The 16,562-nt window shown below is 70.7% G+C and carries 14 protein-coding genes and 1 riboswitch; of the genes, 7 read left to right on the forward strand and 7 right to left on the reverse strand.

The features are described from left to right. Positions 1-74: 74 nt before the first annotated feature. Entirely contained in the window at positions 75-278 is a 204-nt protein-coding gene (locus Vlu01_RS11765; protein ID WP_091594539.1) for a cold-shock protein, read from the reverse strand. Positions 279-488: 210 nt separating this feature from the next. Between Vlu01_RS11765 and Vlu01_RS11770 the strand changes: the two genes are divergently transcribed. Next, positions 489-1,022 (forward strand): GNAT family N-acetyltransferase, encoded by a 534-nt coding sequence (locus Vlu01_RS11770; protein ID WP_203997656.1) that lies wholly within the window; start codon positions 489-491, stop codon positions 1,020-1,022. A gap of 95 nt (positions 1,023-1,117) precedes the next feature. On the opposite strand, the gene paaN is transcribed toward Vlu01_RS11770, so the two are convergent. The 6 genes from paaN to Vlu01_RS11800 all read right to left on the reverse strand — a co-directional run bounded on the left by paaN (position 1,118) and on the right by Vlu01_RS11800 (position 10,168). Next, positions 1,118-2,791: a phenylacetic acid degradation protein PaaN gene (gene paaN / locus Vlu01_RS11775; protein ID WP_203997660.1), complete on the reverse strand. Its 1,674-nt coding sequence runs from the start codon at positions 2,789-2,791 to the stop codon at positions 1,118-1,120. Positions 2,792-2,875: 84 nt separating this feature from the next. Continuing rightward, complete coding sequence (locus Vlu01_RS11780; protein WP_203997662.1) at positions 2,876-3,895, reverse strand: GNAT family N-acetyltransferase; 1,020 nt, start codon at positions 3,893-3,895, stop codon at positions 2,876-2,878. Positions 3,896-4,137: 242 nt separating this feature from the next. Continuing rightward, on the reverse strand, positions 4,138-5,424 hold the full coding sequence (thrC, locus tag Vlu01_RS11785) for a threonine synthase (RefSeq protein ID WP_203997666.1): 1,287 nt from the start codon (positions 5,422-5,424) through the stop codon (positions 4,138-4,140). Between the two features lie 9 nt (positions 5,425-5,433). After that, positions 5,434-5,569, reverse strand: a riboswitch (SAM riboswitch). Between the two features lie 197 nt (positions 5,570-5,766). After that, entirely contained in the window at positions 5,767-6,213 is a 447-nt protein-coding gene (locus tag Vlu01_RS11790; RefSeq protein ID WP_203997669.1) for a DoxX family protein, read from the reverse strand. 188 nt (positions 6,214-6,401) lie between these two features. Then, positions 6,402-7,301 (reverse strand): ABC transporter permease, encoded by a 900-nt coding sequence (locus Vlu01_RS11795; protein ID WP_203997672.1) that lies wholly within the window; start codon positions 7,299-7,301, stop codon positions 6,402-6,404. Further along, a complete protein-coding gene (locus Vlu01_RS11800; RefSeq protein WP_203997675.1) occupies positions 7,301-10,168 on the reverse strand; it encodes an alpha/beta fold hydrolase in 2,868 nt (955 codons plus the stop codon). The genes Vlu01_RS11795 and Vlu01_RS11800 overlap by 1 nt, the downstream gene beginning before the upstream one ends. 369 nt (positions 10,169-10,537) lie before the next feature. On the opposite strand from Vlu01_RS11800, the gene Vlu01_RS11805 reads away from it, so the two are divergent. The 6 genes from Vlu01_RS11805 to Vlu01_RS11830 are packed head-to-tail and all read left to right on the forward strand — an operon-like array spanning position 10,538 to position 16,561. Further along, entirely contained in the window at positions 10,538-11,710 is a 1,173-nt protein-coding gene (locus Vlu01_RS11805) for a hypothetical protein (protein ID WP_203997678.1), read from the forward strand. Then, positions 11,697-14,285 (forward strand): sensor histidine kinase, encoded by a 2,589-nt coding sequence (locus Vlu01_RS11810; RefSeq protein WP_203997681.1) that lies wholly within the window; start codon positions 11,697-11,699, stop codon positions 14,283-14,285. Before Vlu01_RS11805 ends, Vlu01_RS11810 begins: the two co-directional genes overlap by 14 nt. Further along, positions 14,282-14,752, forward strand: a complete 471-nt coding sequence (locus Vlu01_RS11815; protein WP_093403345.1) for a roadblock/LC7 domain-containing protein — start codon at positions 14,282-14,284, stop codon at positions 14,750-14,752. Before Vlu01_RS11810 ends, Vlu01_RS11815 begins: the two co-directional genes overlap by 4 nt. Continuing rightward, positions 14,749-15,231, forward strand: a complete 483-nt coding sequence (locus tag Vlu01_RS11820) for a DUF742 domain-containing protein (RefSeq protein WP_203997684.1) — start codon at positions 14,749-14,751, stop codon at positions 15,229-15,231. Before Vlu01_RS11815 ends, Vlu01_RS11820 begins: the two co-directional genes overlap by 4 nt. Then, entirely contained in the window at positions 15,209-15,982 is a 774-nt protein-coding gene (locus Vlu01_RS11825) for a GTP-binding protein (RefSeq protein WP_239095850.1), read from the forward strand. Before Vlu01_RS11820 ends, Vlu01_RS11825 begins: the two co-directional genes overlap by 23 nt. 42 nt (positions 15,983-16,024) lie before the next feature. Further along, on the forward strand, positions 16,025-16,561 hold the full coding sequence (locus Vlu01_RS11830; RefSeq protein ID WP_203997686.1) for a hypothetical protein: 537 nt from the start codon (positions 16,025-16,027) through the stop codon (positions 16,559-16,561). Position 16,562: the final 1 nt, after the last annotated feature.

Raw genomic sequence — 16,562 nt, forward strand, 5'->3', positions numbered from 1 at the left:
CGGCACGGCAGCCCCCTTCCGGCCGTGGCCACCTCACCCCGACGACGATCGGTCGGTGGGGTGGGTGTCCGCGCTCAGCCGATGACGCGTACCCGCTCGGCCTGCGGACCCTTCTGACCCTGGGCGATCTCGAACTCCACCCGCTGACCGTCGTCCAGCGCCTTGTAGCCGTCCATCTCGATCGCGGAGAAGTGGACGAAGACGTCCTGCCCGCCGTCGACGGCGATGAAGCCGTAGCCCTTCTCGGCGTTGAACCACTTCACGGTGCCTTGTGCCACGGTGTTTTCCTCACTCTGCACGGCGTTCCACTACCTTGGGTCGCCGGCGTCCCGGCACCCGGAATCACCGGTTTCGGCAATCAACGGCGACCGCTGAAACGGGTGACCGAAATCGCACGCTACACGAGGAGTGACGACCGCGCACGACCACAAATCGGGCGTATTACAGTCGTCCACATCGTCGTACGTCATTGTGATATGGATGCGGGCATGACGAGCGTCACCGACGGAACCGGCACACGGCGGGCCGTGATCCGCCGGGTCGAGCCAGCCGATGCGGCCCGGATGCGCGCGCTGCGTCTGGAGATGCTCGCGGACGCGCCACTGGCGTTCCTGGAGACGATCGCCGAGGCCGCGGCCCGACCCCACACCGAGTACGCCGCTCGGGTCGCCCAGGTCTCCGCCGGCCCGAACACGGCTCAGTTCGTGGCGGATCCCGGCGGCGGCCGGCTGGTCGGGCACGCCGGTGGGATCGTGCACCCGACCGAGCGGAGGGTGACGGTGATCTACGCCGTCTACATCACCCCCACCTGGCGGGGTCTCGGCCTGCTCGCGGATCTGGTCAGCGGGGTGGCGAGCTGGTCCCGGGCCTGCGGGCGGGACGAGCTGATGCTGGAGGTGGTGGTCGGCAACGACCGCGCCTACCGGGCCTACCAGCGGCTGGGCTTCGTCGATACCGGTGTCCGCGTGCCGCATCCGAAGATCCCCACCCTGCGCGAACTCCAGATGCGCCGCCCAGCCTGAGCAGCCGCAGGCTCCAACCCGGAGCTACGACACCCACGCCGACCCGGGAGGGTTCCGGGGCAGCCCCGGAACCCTCACCGCAACCACGAAACCCGTCAGACGTGCCGGCGGCTCTGCACGATACGGAACCGGTTCGCCACGTACGCCCCGTCGGTCAGCGCCGAGTTGGCCGCCGCGTTCGCCCCGCTGCCGTGGAAGTCGGAGAAGGCCGCCGACTGGTTCACGAAGACACCACCGGTGAGGTTGGCCGACAGGTGCACCCCGACCTCGATCGCGGCCGCCTCGGTGGCGTCCAGCACCGCGTCGTCGGTGGAGTAGACCGCGGCGGTCAGGGCCCCCTTCTCCCCCACGGTCGAGCGCAGGATCTCCAGGCTGTGCGCGGTGGAGTCGGTGGCGATGGCGAAGGAGATCGGCCCGAACCACTCCCGGGAGTAGGTCGCGGTGTCGTCGGCGTCCAGCTTGACGATGGTCGGCGTACGCACCACGGCGTCCGGGAACGACGGGTGCTCGACGGTACGCGACTCCAGCACCGGCACACCGACCTTGGTGACCTCGTCCAGTCGCTCCAGCACGCCGTCGTTGACGATCGCGCCGGTCAGCTCCACACCCCGGGCCGGATCGCCGGTGAGCTTGCCGATGGCGGCGGCGATACCGCCGGCCACCTCGTCGAAGCTCTTGTGTCCCTGGTCGGTCTCGATGCCGTCGCGGGGGATGAGCAGGTTCTGCGAGGTGGTGCACATCTGACCGCTGTAGAGGGTCAGCGTGAAGCCCAGGTTGCGGCACATCCCGGCGAAGTCGTCGGTGGAGTCGACCACCACCGTGTTGAGCCCCGCCTTCTCGGTGTAGACGGCCGCCTGCCGGGCGTTGGCCTCCAGCCAGTCGCCGTACTCGGTGGAGCCGGTGAAGTCGACGATCTTCACTGCCGGGTGCAGGGCCAGCGTCGAGGCGAGCTTCTCGCCGGGAGCCTCGGGGGCCAGCAGCACCAGGTTCGGGTCGAGGCCCGCCTCGGCGAGCACCTCACGGGCGTACCGGACGGTGATGGCCAGCGGCAGCACGGCGCGCGGGTGCGGCTTGACCACGACAGGGTTGCCGGTGACCAGCGAGGCGAACAGACCCGGGTACGAGTTCCAGGTCGGGAAGGTGTTGCAGCCGATGACCAGGGCCACACCCCGGGGCACCACGTGGAAGGTCTTGGTCATCCGCAGCGGATCACCCTTGCCGGCGGCCTTCTCCCAGCCGGCGCTGCCCGGGTGCCGGGTCATCTCCGCGTAGGCGTAGGCCAGCGCCTCCAGCGCGCGGTCCAGCGCGTGCGCGCCACCGGCCTGGAAGGCCATCACGAACGCCTGGCCGCTGGTGAACTGCACCGCGTTGGCCAGCTCGAAGACGTTCCGGTGCAGGCGGTCGAGGATCTCCAGGCAGACACCCACCCGGACCTGTGGACCGGCGTCACGCCAGGCGGGCAGCGCCGCCGACGCGGCGGCGACCAGTTGGTCGGCCTCGGCGTGCGGGTAGCGGACGTTGAGCGCGACGCCGAACGGGCTGTCTTCGGTGGCGACCCGGTCGCCGCCGCCCGGCTGGTCGAGCGGGAAGTCAGCGCCCAGGTACGCCTCGAAGGCGGCCTTGCCGTCGGCGGCGGCGGTTTCTCCGTACACCCGTGGGCTGGGTGATTCCGGGTAGGCGGACCAGTACCCCCGCTCGGTGATCGCGGTCAGCGCGCGGTTGAGGGTCTCGGCGTGCCTGTCGTAGAGGGGGTGCGGGGTCTCCGTCATGCCCGCCATCATGCAACACGAACCCCTCAGATCAGTAGGGGCGTGTCACAACTTCAGACGGGTCAGCCACCGATCTCCGGCCGGTCACACGTCGAGCTGCCAGTTGCTCCAGCGATCGAGCACCCGGAAACCGAGCTGCTCGTTGATGGCGATCATGTGGTCGTTGCTGTCCGCGTTGAAGGTGTCGATCACTCGCACGGCCGGCTCGTGGGCGAGCAGGTGCCGCAGGTTCTCGATCTTGGCAAGCAGACCCAGCCGATGACCCCGGTGCTCCGGATCGACGATGGTGATCTGCTGGAACGAGTGCCAGTCCGCGGACGCCCCGACATCCAGCAGCGTCCACGCGACCAGCCGACCGGATGCGTCGTGCCGGACACCGACGTGGTAGCGCCGCCGGCCCCGCGCCTCCAGCGCCAGTTCGGTGCCGCGCAGGCGTTCGGCGTCGACCTGCTCCGGCTCCCACGCCAGGTCGCCCATTGGCGCGTCGGCCAGCAGCCGCCCGTCGAGGTACGCCACGTCGGCGGCCAGGGCGTCGGGGGTACGCCCGCGCCAGCGCAGCACCTCGTAGCCGGCCGCCCGGCTCCGGGCGTCGGTCAGCAGCGCCTCCAGGCTCGCCTGGTCCAGATCAGCGACTTCCAGCCGCCGGCGGACGTCGGCCAGGGCGTCGACCGCGCCGAGGGCGGCGGCGAAGGCGGTGGCCGGCGCGGGACGGCCGGGCGCACCGGGTGCGTGTGCCCGGCTCATCGCGCTCACCCGCTTGCGCCCGTGTTCAGGCAGCACGGCGAGACCGTGCCGGGCCAGCGCCCGACCCACCCCACGACGGCGGTACGCCGGGTGCACGACCAGCTCAGCGGAGGCGTTCTCGGTGTTGTCGAGCTGCGGCAGGTTGAGCACGAGATGCCCGGCGGGCTCGCCGTCGAGGTGGGCCAACAGGTTGATCGGGAGGTGACTCGGCATCGGTTGGCGGATCATCGCCGTCAGCCGTTGCCGGCAGAAGGGCGGGAAGTCGGGCAGGTCGGCGGCGACGTATGCCGCGCCGATCCGGTACGCCTCCTCGATCGCCTGGTCGTCGGCGGGACCGAAGGGTGTGACGGTGACGGTCATGTGGGCAGCCTGGGCCAGAGACAGACGAGCGGGCCAGCGAATTTACGCTGGCCCGCTCGGACGTTGGTCGGGAGGGACGATCGCACAACGCCTCCGGCGCTGGGTCGTAAAGACTGAAAGTCTACGGCGAAACGCCCTCCCGCACGGAGCATCTTGCGCCGTCCGTTTGCAGCCGTCAAGTCCCTGCCGGCGTGTTTCGCTCACTCCCTGCGAAATGCCGCTTACTCACCCAGCCGTCACGGTCAGCTCAGCAGGCCGGCGTCGCGGGCGGCCCGCAACGATGGCTTGATCCGGTGGGTCGGGCCGACCTCGCCGGCGACCGCGTCGAGCGTCTTCAGCCCGTCTCCGGTGTTGAACACCACCGTCTCGGCGGTCGGATCCAGCCGGCCCGACTCGACCAGCTTGCGCAGCACCGCCACGGTCACCCCGCCGGCGGTCTCCGCGAAAACCCCGGTGGTACGCGCCAGCAGGCGCACACCCGCGCGGATCTCGTCGTCGTCGGCGTGGTCCATCCAGCCACCGGTACGACGCACCGCTTCCAGGGCGTACAGCCCGGCCGCCGGGTCGCCGATGTTCAGCGACTTGGCGATGCCGGTGGGCTTGACCGGGGTGATGGCGTCGGTGCCGGTGTGCAGCGCGGTGGCGATCGGGTTGCAGCCGGTCGACTGTGCGCCGAAGACCTTCCAGCCGTCGGCCGGTGCCTCGACCAGGCCGATCTCGACCAGTTCGCTGAACGCCTTGTCGATCTTCGTGAGCAACTCCCCCGAGGCCATCGGGATGACGACCTGGGCTGGGATCCGCCACCCGAGTTGCTCGGCGACCTCGTAGCCGAGCGTCTTGGACCCTTCCGCGTAGTACGGCCGCACGTTCACGTTGACGAACGCGGTGTCCTCGAACTCGTCGGTCTCGACCAGTTCGCCGCAGAGCCGGTTCACGTCGTCGTACGAGCCGTCGATGGCGACCAGATCGCCGTCGTAGACGGCGGTGGTGACGATCTTGCCCTGCTCCAGGTCACTGGGGATGAAGACCACCGACGGCGTACCCACCCGGGCGGCATGCGCGGCGACGGAGTTGGCGAGGTTGCCGGTGGAGGCGCAGGCGAACCGGGAGAAGCCGAGCGCACGGGCGGCGGTCAGCGCCACCGACACCACCCGGTCCTTGAAGGAGTGGCTGGGATTGGCGCTGTCGTCCTTGACCCACAACGCGGCGGTGATGCCCAACTCGGCGGCGAGCCGGTCGGCGGCCACCAGCGGAGTGAATCCCGGGTCCAGGGTGACCCTGGTGGCCGGGTCCTGACCGACGGGAAGCAGGGCGGCGTACCGCCAGAGATTGCGTGGGCCGGCCTCGATCTGCTCGCGGGTGACAGTGGCGAGCGCGGACAGGTCGTAGTCGACCTCCAGCGGACCGAAACACTCGTAACAGGCGTGCTGGGCGGCGAGCGGGTAGCGGGCCGAACAGGCACGGCAGACAAGGGCACGGGCGGGGCTGGTGGCGGTGTCGATACCGGATGGGGCGAGCGTCGACGTCATGTCGAAGTCCTCTCATCTTTCCCCGCATCGCACCCTGCGGCGGGGACGGAATTGGCACCTGCCTCGCCGAACGCTCAGCGGTGAGCGCGCGAGGTGGTTGCCGGGGCGTCGTCGGGCCGTATCCCTCAGCCCCTCTGGATGAGGTATGCAGTTGTGTGGCCGATTCTAGGCAGTCCGGTCGCGGCCGTCGCCGGTCAATCCCAGCCTGTGAGCGATTGGATTTTTCTGGACCTCCGCCGGACCATGAGCTCGGCGCTCAAGGCGTGAGCTGCGGGTTCAGTTGGAGAAGGCGTTCCCACTCGGCGGCGCCGGTGCTCAGCCCGACGCCGCCGAGCGTCGCTGTCAGGCCGGCACGGAGCGCGGTTCGCCCTCGGCGATGGCGACCGTCGCGGCACCGCGCCGCCACAGCGTGTCCACCGCCCAGGTACCCGGGCCGAGCACCGCGACCAGGAAGAACGACCAGCAGAAGAGCACGGACAACTCGCCGTGGTTGCGCATCGGCAGCAGCGCCTCGGGCTGGTGCACCACGAAGTACGCGTAGGCCATGGAGCCCGACGCCAGCAGGGCAGCGGGGCGGGTGAACAGCCCCAGGAGCACCAGGGCGCCGCAGGCCAACTGGATCACCGCGGCGTACCAACCGGGCCACTGGCCGAGTGGCACGGCCTCGCCGGTGCCGCGGTTGCCGCCGAACAGCCCGAAGACGGACGACATGCCGTGAATGAGGAACAGTAACCCGATCACAATGCGGAACAGGGACAATGCCGGCCCGCCGAACCGGTCAGCACGCATTGGTACCTCCTACGAGTGGGTGATGGCACCAGAATGCAGGAAGTATAGATAGTTGTCGATGCAATCTCTCTTCTTGGGAACGCTCCCACGTCGATAATAGCGATTGGAACTTCCGGAAACAGCCCGTGTATGTATCCCACCCCCGCCCCGGAGACGCTGCCCCGCACCGGTTGACCAGGTGGCGCTGCTCAGCTGGTGATGTCCTTGCGGGTGAAACGCCAGAAGGCCAGGCCCCAGAACACGGTCGCGTAGCAGATCGCCGAGACGGTGCCCCGGACGATGTCGTCGGTCTGCATGGGTGTGGAGAGCAGCCCCAACCACGCGGTGCTGTAGTGGGTCGGCAGGAACGACCGGATCATGCCGAGCGCGGTGATCTGATCCAGGATGCTGGAGAGGATCCAGAGCAGCACCGCGCCACCCACCGCACCGAGCGCCGCGTCGGTGGTCACCGAGAGCAGGAACGCCAGTCCCGCGACCACCAGCAGAACGATCGCCAGATAGCCCAACACGGCCAGCAGCCGCAGCAGCCCCTCACCCGGCTCCAACTGTGCGGCGACCGTACTGCGCAGCGGCGACCAGCCGTAGCGCATGGTGCCGATGGCGAGGGCCGTGCCGGCGAGCAGTACCAGCGCCAGCGCCGAGTACGCGAGCGCGACCAGCAGCTTCACCGTGAGCAGTCGGGCCCGGGGCACCGGGATCGCCAGCAGGTAGCGCAGGCTTCCCCAACTCGCCTCGCTCGCCACCGTGTCACCACAGAACAGCGCCACCACGACAACCAGCAGGAACGAGGCCGACACGAAAATGGTGAAGAGGGTGAAGTTGAGCCCACCCGAGGTGGCGAGATCGATCAGGCTGCCGAATTCTCCCCCGCCATTGTCATCGTCGTTCGAGTCGAACTGGAACGCGATCAGGATGATCAGCGGCAGCAGCACCATGAAGCCGAGCGCCAACTGGGTACGCCGGCGCGATGCCTGCCGGCGGAACTCCGCGCCGAAGGGCAGCGTCCGCGAGGGCCGGTAACCGGCCGCCGCACCCGAGGCGGCGACGCTGGTCGTGTCCCCCGCGGGGTCGACAGTCGATCCCGTCATCACCGGTCCCCGCTTCCCCGAGAGTTCTCGCCCACCAGGGCGAGGAAGGCGTCCTCCAGGCGGCGCCGGGGCACCACCCGGTCCACTGCGATCCCGGCCCGGACCAGTTCGGCGACCACCTCGCTGCGGGCGGTGCCGTTGGTGTCGACCACCAACTGCCCGTCGGCGTCGTCCAGAACCCGTACGCCACCGAGGCCGTCGAGCACGGTGCGGGCCGCGGTCGGGTCACTCACCTCGACCAGCACGCTGGGCGAGTCACCGACGATCTCCTCCACCGGTCCGGAGGCCACGATCCGGCCCTTGTTCACCACCACGGCGTGGGTGCAGGTCTGCTCCACCTCGGCGAGCAGATGGCTGGAGACCAGCACCGCCCGACCGTCGGTGGCGTACCGCTGGAGCACCCGACGCATCTCGGCGATCTGCGGCGGATCCAGCCCGTCGGTCGGCTCGTCGAGGACCAGCAGTTCCGGCAGGCCGAGCATGGCCTGGGCGATGGCCAGCCGCTGCCGCATGCCGTGGCTGTACTTGCGCACCCGCCGGTGCACCGAGGAGCCCAGCCCGGCGATCTCCAGTGCCTGCTCGAAGTGGGCGTCGGCCTCCGGCCGGCCGGTCGCCCGCCAGTACGCCTTCAGGTTCTCCAGGCCGGACAGGTGCGGCAGGAATCCCGGCCCCTCCACCAGTGCGCCGATCCGCGACAACACCGGTGAGCCGGCCACCAGCCGGTGCCCGAAGACGTAGATCTCTCCGGCGGTCGGCTGGGTCAGCCCCATCAGCACCCGCAGCGTGGTGGTCTTGCCGGCGCCGTTGGGCCCGAGCAGGCCGACCACCTGACCGGGATGCACCTCGAAGTCCACCTCGGAGACCGCGACGAAGCCGTCCGCGTACTCCTTGCGCAGTCGACGCACCGCCAGCGGGGTGTCCGCGTACTCGGGATGGATCGAGGTGTCCTGGCGGCGGTGCCGCCGGCGCAGCACGGCCACGAGCACGACGAGCCCGACCACGATCGCGGCGATCAGCCCGACCAGGATCCAGCGCCAGAGCACCGCCTCGGTGGGGATCGGATCGCTGTCGACCGTCGGCAGGCTGACCGGGGTGTCGCCGAGCGCGACCGTGTGGACGGCCGGCTCGATCGGGGTCGTGTACGCCTGGTCCGAGGTGGCCACCACCAGCCGGAGCCGATGCCCGGCCTCCACCCGGTGCACGATCGCCGGCAGGGTCACCGTGACCGGCTCGGCCGCGTCGACGCTCGTCGGCAGATTGTCGAGCCGGATCGGCGCGATCAGCCCGCTCGGCAGGGTGGCCGCTCCCTCCGGGTCCACCACGTAGAGCTTGGCGAAGAGGACCGCCTCGCCGCTGCTCGACGCCGCGCGCAGGGACACGGTCGGCGCACCGACGATGTCCACCGCCTCGGTCAGCGGCTCGGACTCGAACCGGGCGTGCTGCCCGGGTATGTCGCCGGCCACTCCACCGAGCAGTGAGCTCAACGAGCCGGCGAACGGTACCGAGGAGATCGCGGCGGGATTGCCACCGGGCGGGTTGGCCACCGGTTGGGCCGGGCCGGCCACAGCCACCTCGGTACGGGAGTCGCCGCCGAGGCCGGGATAGTCGTCGGTGCGGTAGCTGGTGGCGACCAGACCCCGGTCCATCGCGTCGAAGCCGGCGATCCGGGAGAAGGTGAAGGTTTCGCCCGGTGCCTCCCCGGTGCCCGCGACGTAGTGGTCGAGCCACTGGGCGGTGAGGAACTTGACCCGGTCGGAGTCGGTCTGCGGCCCGGAGCCGCCGTCATGGCCGCCGGTGAACCAGGCGACCCGCACCGGAGTGCCGTTCGCGGCGATGCCCCGGGCGTTGGCGTCGGCCTCGCCGAGCGGGAAGAGGGTGTCCGCCGCGCCCTGGATCAGCAGGGTGGGCGCCTCGATCCGGTTCAGCACGCCGGCCGGGCTGGACCGACGCAGCAGGTCGACGGCGGCCTGGTCGGCCCGTCCGGTAGCGGCGATGCGCAGGTACGCGGCGCAGACGTCGGCGGCGAAGCGGCCGCAGGAGGGATCGGGCAGAGCGCCGACGGCCGGTACGCCGGGTGCGGTGCCGGGCCCCTGGCCCGGTGCGGGGCTGGGTGGGCCAGCTCCCGGCGCGCCCTCCGGCGTCTCGGCTTCGGTGCCGGAGATCCCGGCCGGACCGGAGCCGACGTTTCCGCCACCCCCGAAGAAGATCCCGGCCCAGCCGGACTTGAACACGCCCTCGGCCGCTTCGCCGCCGGTGCTCTCCGGCAGGAAGGCGCGGGACAGGTCATTCCAGGTGATCATGGGAACGATCGCGTCGACCCGCTGGTCCTGGGCGGCGAGCAGCAGCGACAGCGCACCGCCGTAGGAGCCGCCGACCACGCCCACCCGGGGATCACCGGCCGCGTCGGTACGGATCTCGGGCCGCTCGGCGAGCCAGTCCAGCAGCCGCTGGGCGTCTCGTACCTCGTGGTCGGGACTGTCCAGGTGGATCTGGCCGCCACTGCGGCCGAAGCCACGCGCGGTCCAGGTCAGGACGGCGTACCCTCGCTCGGCCAGTTCCTCGGCGTCGGTGCGGACGGACTCCTTGGTGCCGCCGAAGCCGTGCGCGAGCAGCACCGCCGGGGCCGCACGGCCTGCGGCGGCGTCACGCGGGAGATACAGCGTGGTGTCCAGGTCGACCGGCTCGTCACCGTTGGGGCCAGACCGGACGGTGAGCAGCGCGGACTCGGTGCGGAAGCCCGGCCGATCCGGCCAGACCGCCCACACCAGGGTCACCGCCAGCAGGCCGACAACGGCAGTGGCGGCGACGGCCCGGCGACCGGTGGGCAGGGCACGTCGGGCCCGAGCGGCCGAGAACGGCGATCTCATTGGGCACACGGTACGGCGCGACACCTGAGTATTAGCTGAGATCCGCCGTACGTTCGTTCTGGTAGCCCGATCGTCAACCGACGAAGGTCGTCCGCACAGAGTCCAGTCGGCGAACCTTTGGGACGAATTCACATCGTGGAAATTCCTGCCTTTCACTGGAATCTAGACTCAAGTACGCCTATCTCCTACATGAGCGGCACCCACCGTGAGCGAATTGATCGCCGTGAGTAACATCGCTCGAAGTGACGCAAAGCTGACGCTTGCAGACCGACCCCAGAGCACCAGGCTTCGATTAGTTTTCCGGTCCGGCGCACGGGACCGGCTCGTCGACGCCGTCGGACAACCTGCGCCACGCCGGAGGAGACAACCATGACCGTTCCCGCTCCGCGGGTTCGTCGCCGAACCCGGAGACCGGGCCGGCTGTTGCCGCTGCTACTCGCCACCGCGCTGCTGCTGCCGGTGGCGTTCCTTGTCGTACAGGCACACCAACTCGTCGACGCCGACCGCGACATCGTCGCGCGGGAGCGACTCGGCGTCGAATATCTCCGGGCCCTCGGTCCGGTGACCGACGCGCTGGTCGACGCGCAGAGCGCCGCCGTCACCGGCCGGTCGCTGCGCCGGGACACCCTCGACCAGGCGGTCGAGCGGGCCGCCGCAGTCGACGCCCGCATCGGTGGCGAGTTGAGCACCAGCGAGCGGTGGGCCGGGCTCCGCGCGAAGCTGGAGGCCCTGCCCGAACGCCCGCTCACCGACCCGGAGGCCGCCTTCACCGTGTACGGAGAGGTCACCGACCTGCTGCTGGCCCTGCACGGCAAGGTCCGCGAGACCTCCGGTCTGGTCCGGGACCCCGGTGCCGACGCGTACTTCCTTCAGGACGGCGTCGGGGAAGAGATGCCGGAGGCGGTGGTGGCCGCCGGCCGCCTCACCGACCTGGCCGTGCTGATGAACCGCCGGCCCGCCGCCGAACGGCTCCAGTCACTCGTCCAGCTGGCCACCCTCCGGGGTGCCGCTCTGCAACCCGCCAACGACCTGGCCAACAACCTGCGGTCGGTGGTGGAGAACACGGAGAGCGCCGACCTGGGCGCGAACGTGCTCAACCCCTTCGACGCCTACCAGCGGGCCGTCGAGACGATGGCCCTGCACTCACAGCCGACCAACCGGGCCGGCACGATCGACACGACCCGGCTCCTGGCCGCCCGCAACGAGGCGCAGCAGGCCGCGAAGCAGCTCCAACCGGTCCTCCTCGACGAGATCGACCGGCTGTTGGTGGAGCGACTCGACGAGTTGGACCGGGATCGTCTGCTGATCTTCGGCGCGGGCGGCCTCGCCGTACTGCTGCTGATCGGCCTCGCGGTGAATGGCTGGATGTCCGCTCCGCGAGACGCCTCGGCCGCGACCGCGGACGGTGTGACACCCGGACCGCCGACCGATGGCCGGTGGGACCCCGCCGGGACACGTCCCGTCGAGCAGTCACCGACCCTTCAGCCGGTGGGACAGGTCCACGAGCCGGATCGGTGGAGGCCCTTCGATGCTGCTCGGTAAGCTCCGGATCCGGGGCAAGCTCACCCTGCTGGTGACCATTCCCCTGCTCTGCATGCTGGGGCTGACCCTGCCGGTGGTCTGGGAACGGGCCGGCGTCGCCCAGCGGGCCGGCGACATCGACCAGACCGTCCAGCTCGCCAGCCGGGTCGGCACCCTGCTCCAGCACATGCAGCGGGAACGCATGCTCGCCATCGGTTTCCTGCTCGGGCAGGTGGAACGCACCACACTGGTGCAGGAGATCACCGAGGTGGACGACCGGATCGTCGACCTACGGGCCGAGTTCGACAGCGACCTTCCGGCCGAGGTGGACGGGGCGCTCGAAGGCGTCCAGCAACTGGCCGGGCTGCGCACCGCCGTACTGGCCGGCCAGGCGGAACCGGCACAGGTCATCGGCGCGTACGGGCCGGTCCACCTCGCCTTGATCGACTCTCTGCGGCTGCCGTACGACGTGGACACCCGGACCCCCGCCGGACGGCAGACGCTGGCCCTGGACAGCATCCTGCGCAAGAGCGAGGGACTCAGCGGCGGCGGGGCACTGATCGTGCTGGTCGCCAGCTCGCCGAACCCACAGTTCGCCACCGCCTTCGTGGCCAACATGGCCACCCTCAGTTCGGAGAGCGACAAGATGCTCGGCCTGCTCACCCCGGAGCAGAAGGCGCTGGTGAACATCGAGCAGACCGCAGTGGACGCCCGGACCAGCCCGGAGTTCCTGCAACAGAGCGCCCAGGACCCGGCCGCGGCCGTGGCGGACATTCCCATCCAGGCCCTCTTCCCGACCGTCTCCTCACTGGTCACGCTGGGCCAGTTCGTCGAGAAGAAGCTGGTCGCCGACGTGACCGCCGAGGTACGCACGCAACGGCAGGCGGCGCTGTCCGGGGCGTACTGGGTGACCGCGCTGGTCACGGTGATCCTGATCGGCGTGGTGCTGCTCGCCCTGGCCATCGGCCGTACGGTGACCGGACCGCTGACCCGCCTCACCCGCTCCGCCGACCGGGTCGCCCGGGTCGCCGAGTCCGAGCTGGTCCGGGTGGCCGACGACGAGGTCGACAACGCCCAACCCGTTCGCCTCGATCCGGTCGACATTCGCGCCCGGGACGAGATCGGCGACCTGGCCCGCGCCTTCGAACGGGTGCAGAACACGGCCGCGCGGCTGGTGGAACGGCAGGCGGCGAGCCGTCGCAACGTCGCGCAGATGTTCGGTCACGTCGGCCGGCGTACCCAGAACCTGGTCGGGCGGCAGATTGCCCTGATCGACCGGTTGGAGCAGCAGGAGACCGATCCGGGGCGGCTGGAGAACCTGTACCGGCTCGACCACATCTCCAGCCGGCTGCGGCGCAACGCGGGCAACCTCGTGGTGCTCTCCGGCGCGGTGGGCGACGTCGCGCATGTCGCGCCGGTTCCGCTGGCCAACGTGGTCCGGCTCGCCCTCGGTGAGATCGAGGACTACACCCGGGTGGACGTTCAGGTCCCGACCGAGGCCGAGGCGGCACCGGCGATCGTCGGCGACCTGGTCCTGGCGCTCGCCGAACTGATGGAGAACGCCACCGTCTTCTCGCCGCCGCACGCCAGGGTGGTGGTCAGCGGCGAGCTCACCGAACACGGCGTACAGCTCACCGTGGTCGACCACGGCATCGGCATGACCGAGGCGCGGCTGACCGACGAGAACGCCCGCCTCACCCGTCGGGAACGGCTGGATCTCGCCCCGACCGAGGTGCTGGGGCTGTTCGTGGTCGGTCGGTTGGCCCGCCGGCACCGCTGGACGGTCGGTCTCTCCGCCACCCCCGGCGGCGGCGTCACCGCCACCCTCCAGATTCCCCGTACGTCCCTGGTCCTCGGGACGCCCGAGCCGACCGGCCCGCCGGTTCCGCCAGTCGGCCGGGCCACGCCGGTGGCCACTCTCCCGGCCCGGCAGCAGCTTGAGCCGGTGCCACCGGCCCGGGGCATCCCGGCGGCGGTCGGCGTGGTCGACCCGGCGACGGATTCGGCGGGCGTGCCGGCCGGGTTCAACCCGACGCTGTTGACCCGGGCCACCGAGAGCCTGGAGGTGACGGAGTCCTGGGACGCCTTCGCCACCGTCCCGGAAACCACCGAGAAGACCGACGCGGAGCCGGCCGTACCGACCGGGATCGACGCGGCGACCGTCACCGTGCCGCAGGTCAAACCGGTCCCGGCGACCCCACCGGCCTCGATGCCCGGCATCCGGCAGCGGGTGCCGGGAGCCAGTCTGCCGATGACGGCACCGAAGGGTGGTCCGGTCGGTGCCACCGGCGTCGATCCGAACGCCGCCCGCGCCGCTGTCGAGGCGTTCGAGTCGGGGGTACGCCGGGCCGAGCGGAACCAGGCCGATGCCCTTCCTCAGCCGGTCGAACCGCCGGTTCCCCCTGGGTTGTCACAGCTGTCCCGCAGGGTGCCCGGCGCCAACCTGATCGCGCAGCTACCGCAGCAACCGCTCACTCAGGACCCGGGCGACCCGGCCGAGGTCCGCGATCGCATCAACGCGTTCGAGACGGGCGTGGCCCGGGCTCTGCGCGATGTCCGTAACGACCGCAGCGACAACGAAGGAACGCCACGGTGACCAGCCCGCACGTGCACGAGAACCTCGACCACCAGAGCCATCCGGCCGGCGACCTCAGCCCCGAGGCCCGCACCTTCAACTGGCTTCTGGACTCCTTCACCTCGGGAACCGCCGGGGTGCTGGAGGCGATCGCCGTGTCGTCGGACGGTCTGCTGATGGCCATGTCCGCGATCAAGGACAGGTCCAACGCGGAACGTCTCGCCGCGGTGGTCTCCGGCATGACCAGCCTGGCCGGCGGGGCGGCCAGTTGGTACGCGTTGGGCGGCCTGAACCGGGTGGTGGTGGACATGGCCGAGGGTTATCTCCTGATCAGCGCGATCAGCAGCGGTTCGGTCCTCGGCGTCGTCGCCGACCGCTCGGCGAACCTGGGCACCGTCGCCTACGAGATGACCCTCTTCGCCGGTCGAGCCGGCGGTGCGCTCACTCCGCGCCTGATCGCCGAACTCAAGAACTCCGTACAGCAATGAATCCCGACGCCGCCGGCGCAGAACAGGAGCCGGTGATCCGCATCCGGCCCTACCTGCGTGAGTCCTCGCCGACCGGCTCCGCCGGCCCGGCGGGCACACCGGCGGCGGCGGGATCGGAGCCCGAGGAGGCCGGACCGACCGGACCGCGCCCCTTCGTGCTGACCGCCGGCCGGGTGGCCGGCGCTGACCCCACGATCGGCCTGGAGACCCAGGTGACCGCTCGACCGGCCAGCGAACCGTGGAGCGTCACGGCCACCCGGTTGAGCCCGGAACTCCAGGCGATCGTGGCGCTCTGCGGTGAGCCGATCTCGGTCGCCGAGATCTCCGCAAAGACCCGGTTGCACTTCGGCGTGACCCGGGTGCTGGTGGGCGACCTGCGCGCCGCCGGTCACCTGGACGTGCACGTGACCGACGCCGAGGACGCCCTCGACCCCGACGTGATCCTGCGAGTGATTGATGGACTTCGTGCAATCTCCTGACTGGCCCGCAGCACCACCGGGCACGCTCGCCGCCAACAGCGCCGCGACCCGCTACGGCGGCCCCACGCCGCCCCCGCCGTCCATCGGCCGGGCCGCCGCGCCACCGCCACCGCCACCGCACTCCGCCACCGCACCCCCGCCGTACCGGCCGCCAGCCACGACGCCAGCCGCCACGGGTACGCACCGGACGAAGCCGCCGATTCCGGTGAAGATCCTGGTGGCAGGTGGCTTCGGGGTCGGCAAGACCACCACCGTGGGCTCGATCTCGGAGATCGCCCCGCTGACCACCGAGGCGGAGATGACCACCGCCGGAATCGGGGTCGACGACCCTGGTCAGCGCTCCGGAAAGACCACCACCACGGTGGCGATGGACTTCGGCTGTGTCACCATCGATCGCAGCCTGAAGCTCTACCTGTTCGGCACGCCGGGTCAGACCCGTTTCGGCTTCATGTGGGACGACCTTGCCCGGGGTGCGCTCGGCGCTCTGGTGGTGGTCGACAGCGCCCGGCTCGACGACTGCTACCCGGCGATCGATTTCTTCGAACGGGCGGGACTGCCGTTCGTTGTCGGGGTGAACGCCTTCGACGGGCGGTTGGCGCACGACCTCAGTGCGATCCGGTGGGCTCTGGCGATCGGCGAACATGTACCACTGGTGCAGTTCGACGCGCGGGACCGGCTCTCGGTCAGGGACGCTCTGCTGGTCGTCCTGGACCGCGCGCTGGACCGGGCCACCCGGGAGAAGCGGGCCTGAGCCGACCGGCTCGCAGGCCCCTCGTGGGAAGGGGTGAGGCGGATGAGAGGCGGACTGGACGAGACTCTGGCCCGGATGCGTCGGCGCGAGGAGGCGCTGCGTCGACGGGCCGCTGACCCGATCGTGGCGGCCGACGACCAGCCCGGTCGGGAACCGGATCCGGGTCACGGGTCCGGTTCCGGTTGGAGCGGGGTTGAAAGCCGCAACGCGGGACCCGGCTGGACCGGTGTTCGCGAACCGGCCCACGAGACGCCGTCACGGCACCCGGTGGAGGACGTGGCCGAGGCGCTGCGCGCAGCCGTGGCAGCGCATCCGGGTGCCTCCGTGGTCGCCCGGGTCGAACACGACGGGGAGGCGTACGACCTGCGGGTGGGCTGGGTCGACCAGGAGGTCCGGGTCAGCGGGCAATCCGCCGCGCCGCCACCGTCCTGGCCGCTGTCGGTCAAGACCGTGCCCGGCTGGGCCTCCGCCCAGGACGGGTTGAGCGAGGACCCGGCGGCCCGGTTGGCCGAGCTGATCCGCCGGGATCCGTCCCTGCTCAGCGGGGAGGAGCGGGCGGGCTTACCGGAGGCCGGGTGAC

This window comes from Micromonospora lutea (assembly GCF_016863535.1).
Taxonomy (GTDB): Bacteria; Actinomycetota; Actinomycetes; order Mycobacteriales; family Micromonosporaceae; genus Micromonospora; species Micromonospora lutea.